Annotated in this window: 2 tRNA genes and 3 rRNA genes; all 5 read left to right on the forward strand. The window is 51.1% G+C overall.

Annotated features, from left to right (window positions below):
* Window positions 1-316: 316 nt before the first annotated feature.
* A 16S ribosomal RNA gene (locus ACP7CZ_RS26930) occupies window positions 317-1853 on the forward strand.
* An 81-nt stretch (window positions 1854-1934) separates the two neighbouring features.
* Window positions 1935-2011 (forward strand) — tRNA-Ile (locus ACP7CZ_RS26935).
* Between the two features lie 30 nt (window positions 2012-2041).
* A tRNA-Ala gene (locus tag ACP7CZ_RS26940) sits at window positions 2042-2117 on the forward strand.
* Window positions 2118-2364: 247 nt separating this feature from the next.
* Window positions 2365-5256 (forward strand): 23S ribosomal RNA (locus tag ACP7CZ_RS26945).
* A gap of 151 nt (window positions 5257-5407) precedes the next feature.
* A 5S ribosomal RNA gene (gene rrf / locus ACP7CZ_RS26950) occupies window positions 5408-5520 on the forward strand; the annotation flags it as partial.

A 5520-nucleotide genomic window follows, 5' to 3' on the forward strand; every position in this document is an offset into this window, starting at 1 on the left:
CTGTAGAATTCGCCTCCCGCTTACGAGAGATCGCAAGCGCAAGTGGTTGAAGTTGTTGAAGAAATCTTCGAAAACTTCTGAAAATAACCACTTGACAGCAAATGAGGCTGCTGTAGAATGCGCGCCTCGGTTGAGACGAAAGATCTTAACCAACCGCTCTTTAACAACTGAATCAAGCAATTCGTGTGGGTGCTTGTGGAGTCAGACTGATAGTCAACAAGATTATCAGCATCACAAGTTACTCCGCGAGAAATCAAAGATGTAACCAACGATTGCTGAGCCAAGTTTAGGGTTTCTTAAAAACCCAAAGATGTTTGAACTGAAGAGTTTGATCATGGCTCAGATTGAACGCTGGCGGCAGGCCTAACACATGCAAGTCGAGCGGTAGAGAGAAGCTTGCTTCTCTTGAGAGCGGCGGACGGGTGAGTAATGCCTAGGAATCTGCCTGGTAGTGGGGGATAACGTTCGGAAACGGACGCTAATACCGCATACGTCCTACGGGAGAAAGCAGGGGACCTTCGGGCCTTGCGCTATCAGATGAGCCTAGGTCGGATTAGCTAGTTGGTGGGGTAATGGCTCACCAAGGCGACGATCCGTAACTGGTCTGAGAGGATGATCAGTCACACTGGAACTGAGACACGGTCCAGACTCCTACGGGAGGCAGCAGTGGGGAATATTGGACAATGGGCGAAAGCCTGATCCAGCCATGCCGCGTGTGTGAAGAAGGTCTTCGGATTGTAAAGCACTTTAAGTTGGGAGGAAGGGTTGTAGATTAATACTCTGCAATTTTGACGTTACCGACAGAATAAGCACCGGCTAACTCTGTGCCAGCAGCCGCGGTAATACAGAGGGTGCAAGCGTTAATCGGAATTACTGGGCGTAAAGCGCGCGTAGGTGGTTTGTTAAGTTGGATGTGAAATCCCCGGGCTCAACCTGGGAACTGCATTCAAAACTGACTGACTAGAGTATGGTAGAGGGTGGTGGAATTTCCTGTGTAGCGGTGAAATGCGTAGATATAGGAAGGAACACCAGTGGCGAAGGCGACCACCTGGACTAATACTGACACTGAGGTGCGAAAGCGTGGGGAGCAAACAGGATTAGATACCCTGGTAGTCCACGCCGTAAACGATGTCAACTAGCCGTTGGAAGCCTTGAGCTTTTAGTGGCGCAGCTAACGCATTAAGTTGACCGCCTGGGGAGTACGGCCGCAAGGTTAAAACTCAAATGAATTGACGGGGGCCCGCACAAGCGGTGGAGCATGTGGTTTAATTCGAAGCAACGCGAAGAACCTTACCAGGCCTTGACATCCAATGAACTTTCCAGAGATGGATTGGTGCCTTCGGGAACATTGAGACAGGTGCTGCATGGCTGTCGTCAGCTCGTGTCGTGAGATGTTGGGTTAAGTCCCGTAACGAGCGCAACCCTTGTCCTTAGTTACCAGCACGTAATGGTGGGCACTCTAAGGAGACTGCCGGTGACAAACCGGAGGAAGGTGGGGATGACGTCAAGTCATCATGGCCCTTACGGCCTGGGCTACACACGTGCTACAATGGTCGGTACAGAGGGTTGCCAAGCCGCGAGGTGGAGCTAATCCCATAAAACCGATCGTAGTCCGGATCGCAGTCTGCAACTCGACTGCGTGAAGTCGGAATCGCTAGTAATCGCGAATCAGAATGTCGCGGTGAATACGTTCCCGGGCCTTGTACACACCGCCCGTCACACCATGGGAGTGGGTTGCACCAGAAGTAGCTAGTCTAACCTTCGGGAGGACGGTTACCACGGTGTGATTCATGACTGGGGTGAAGTCGTAACAAGGTAGCCGTAGGGGAACCTGCGGCTGGATCACCTCCTTAATCGACGACATCAGCTGCTCCATAAGTTCCCACACGAATTGCTTGATTCATTGAAGAAGACGAAAGAAGCAGCCCGAAATTGGGTCTGTAGCTCAGTTGGTTAGAGCGCACCCCTGATAAGGGTGAGGTCGGCAGTTCGAATCTGCCCAGACCCACCAATTTTGTGTGGGAAACGCCTGTAGAAATACGGGGCCATAGCTCAGCTGGGAGAGCGCCTGCCTTGCACGCAGGAGGTCAACGGTTCGATCCCGTTTGGCTCCACCACTACTGCTTCTGTTTGTATAAAGCTTAGAAATGAGCATTCCATCGTTGTGATGGTGAATGTTGATTTCTAGTCTTTGACTAGTTCGTTCTTTAAAAATTTGGGTATGTGATAGAAAGATAGACTGAACGTTACTTTCACTGGTAACGGATCAGGCTAAGGTAAAATTTGTGAGTTCTCTTAATTGAGAAATTCGAATTTTCGGCGAATGTCGTCTTCACAGTATAACCAGATTGCTTGGGGTTATATGGTCAAGTGAAGAAGCGCATACGGTGGATGCCTTGGCAGTCAGAGGCGATGAAAGACGTGGTAGCCTGCGAAAAGCTTCGGGGAGTCGGCAAACAGACTTTGATCCGGAGATGTCTGAATGGGGGAACCCAGCCATCATAAGATGGTTATCTTGTACTGAATACATAGGTGCAAGAGGCGAACCAGGGGAACTGAAACATCTAAGTACCCTGAGGAAAAGAAATCAACCGAGATTCCCTTAGTAGTGGCGAGCGAACGGGGACTAGCCCTTAAGTGGCTTTGAGATTAGCGGAACGCTCTGGAAAGTGCGGCCATAGTGGGTGATAGCCCTGTACGCGAAAATCTCTTAGTCATGAAATCGAGTAGGACGGAGCACGAGAAACTTTGTCTGAATATGGGGGGACCATCCTCCAAGGCTAAATACTACTGACTGACCGATAGTGAACTAGTACCGTGAGGGAAAGGCGAAAAGAACCCCGGAGAGGGGAGTGAAATAGATCCTGAAACCGTATGCGTACAAGCAGTGGGAGCCCACTTTGTTGGGTGACTGCGTACCTTTTGTATAATGGGTCAGCGACTTATTTTCAGTGGCGAGCTTAACCGAATAGGGGAGGCGTAGCGAAAGCGAGTCTTAATAGGGCGTCTAGTCGCTGGGAATAGACCCGAAACCGGGCGATCTATCCATGGGCAGGTTGAAGGTTGGGTAACACTAACTGGAGGACCGAACCGACTACCGTTGAAAAGTTAGCGGATGACCTGTGGATCGGAGTGAAAGGCTAATCAAGCTCGGAGATAGCTGGTTCTCCTCGAAAGCTATTTAGGTAGCGCCTCATGTATCACTGTAGGGGGTAGAGCACTGTTTCGGCTAGGGGGTCATCCCGACTTACCAAACCGATGCAAACTCCGAATACCTACAAGTGCCGAGCATGGGAGACACACGGCGGGTGCTAACGTCCGTCGTGAAAAGGGAAACAACCCAGACCGTCAGCTAAGGTCCCAAAGTTATGGTTAAGTGGGAAACGATGTGGGAAGGCTTAGACAGCTAGGAGGTTGGCTTAGAAGCAGCCACCCTTTAAAGAAAGCGTAATAGCTCACTAGTCGAGTCGGCCTGCGCGGAAGATGTAACGGGGCTCAAACCATACACCGAAGCTACGGGTATCACGTAAGTGATGCGGTAGAGGAGCGTTCTGTAAGCCTGTGAAGGTGAGTTGAGAAGCTTGCTGGAGGTATCAGAAGTGCGAATGCTGACATGAGTAACGATAATGGGTGTGAAAAACACCCACGCCGAAAGACCAAGGTTTCCTGCGCAACGTTAATCGACGCAGGGTTAGTCGGTCCCTAAGGCGAGGCTGAAAAGCGTAGTCGATGGAAAACAGGTTAATATTCCTGTACTTCTGGTTATTGCGATGGAGGGACGGAGAAGGCTAGGCCAGCTTGGCGTTGGTTGTCCAAGTTTAAGGTGGTAGGCTGAAATCTTAGGTAAATCCGGGATTTCAAGGCCGAGAGCTGATGACGAGTTACCTTTCAGGTAACGAAGTGGTTGATGCCATGCTTCCAAGAAAAGCTTCTAAGCTTCAGGTAACCAGGAACCGTACCCCAAACCGACACAGGTGGTTGGGTAGAGAATACCAAGGCGCTTGAGAGAACTCGGGTGAAGGAACTAGGCAAAATGGCACCGTAACTTCGGGAGAAGGTGCGCCGGTGAGGGTGAAGGACTTGCTCCGTAAGCTCATGCCGGTCGAAGATACCAGGCCGCTGCGACTGTTTATTAAAAACACAGCACTCTGCAAACACGAAAGTGGACGTATAGGGTGTGACGCCTGCCCGGTGCCGGAAGGTTAATTGATGGGGTTAGCTAACGCGAAGCTCTTGATCGAAGCCCCGGTAAACGGCGGCCGTAACTATAACGGTCCTAAGGTAGCGAAATTCCTTGTCGGGTAAGTTCCGACCTGCACGAATGGCGTAACGATGGCGGCGCTGTCTCCACCCGAGACTCAGTGAAATTGAAATCGCTGTGAAGATGCAGTGTATCCGCGGCTAGACGGAAAGACCCCGTGAACCTTTACTATAGCTTTGCACTGGACTTTGAATTTGCTTGTGTAGGATAGGTGGGAGGCTTTGAAGCGTGGACGCCAGTCTGCGTGGAGCCATCCTTGAAATACCACCCTGGCAACTTTGAGGTTCTAACTCAGGTCCGTTATCCGGATCGAGGACAGTGTATGGTGGGTAGTTTGACTGGGGCGGTCTCCTCCTAAAGAGTAACGGAGGAGTACGAAGGTGCGCTCAGACCGGTCGGAAATCGGTCGTAGAGTATAAAGGCAAAAGCGCGCTTGACTGCGAGACAGACACGTCGAGCAGGTACGAAAGTAGGTCTTAGTGATCCGGTGGTTCTGTATGGAAGGGCCATCGCTCAACGGATAAAAGGTACTCCGGGGATAACAGGCTGATACCGCCCAAGAGTTCATATCGACGGCGGTGTTTGGCACCTCGATGTCGGCTCATCACATCCTGGGGCTGAAGCCGGTCCCAAGGGTATGGCTGTTCGCCATTTAAAGTGGTACGCGAGCTGGGTTTAGAACGTCGTGAGACAGTTCGGTCCCTATCTGCCGTGGACGTTTGAGATTTGAGAGGGGCTGCTCCTAGTACGAGAGGACCGGAGTGGACGAACCTCTGGTGTTCCGGTTGTCACGCCAGTGGCATTGCCGGGTAGCTATGTTCGGAATAGATAACCGCTGAAAGCATCTAAGCGGGAAACTAGCCTCAAGATGAGATCTCACTGGAACCTTGAGTTCCCTGAAGGGCCGTCGAAGACTACGACGTTGATAGGTTGGGTGTGTAAGCGCTGTGAGGCGTTGAGCTAACCAATACTAATTGCCCGTGAGGCTTGACCATATAACACCCAAGCAATTTGAGTCGAAAGGCCAGATTGCGGTGTGTGAAGACGCAATGAACCGAAAGTTCGACGCTCACAAAACACCACGATCTATCACATACCCAATTTGCTGAAGCGAGGCCAGCTGGCCACGACTCAGTACCCGAATTTCTTGACGACCATAGAGCATTGGAACCACCTGATCCCATCCCGAACTCAGCAGTGAAACGATGCATCGCCGATGGTAGTGTGGGGTTTCCCCATGTGAGAGTAGGTCATCGTCA

It is taken from the genome of Pseudomonas sp. DWP2-2 (genome assembly GCF_049897065.1).
In the GTDB taxonomy this organism is placed as follows: Bacteria; Pseudomonadota; Gammaproteobacteria; order Pseudomonadales; family Pseudomonadaceae; genus Aquipseudomonas; species Aquipseudomonas paracarnis.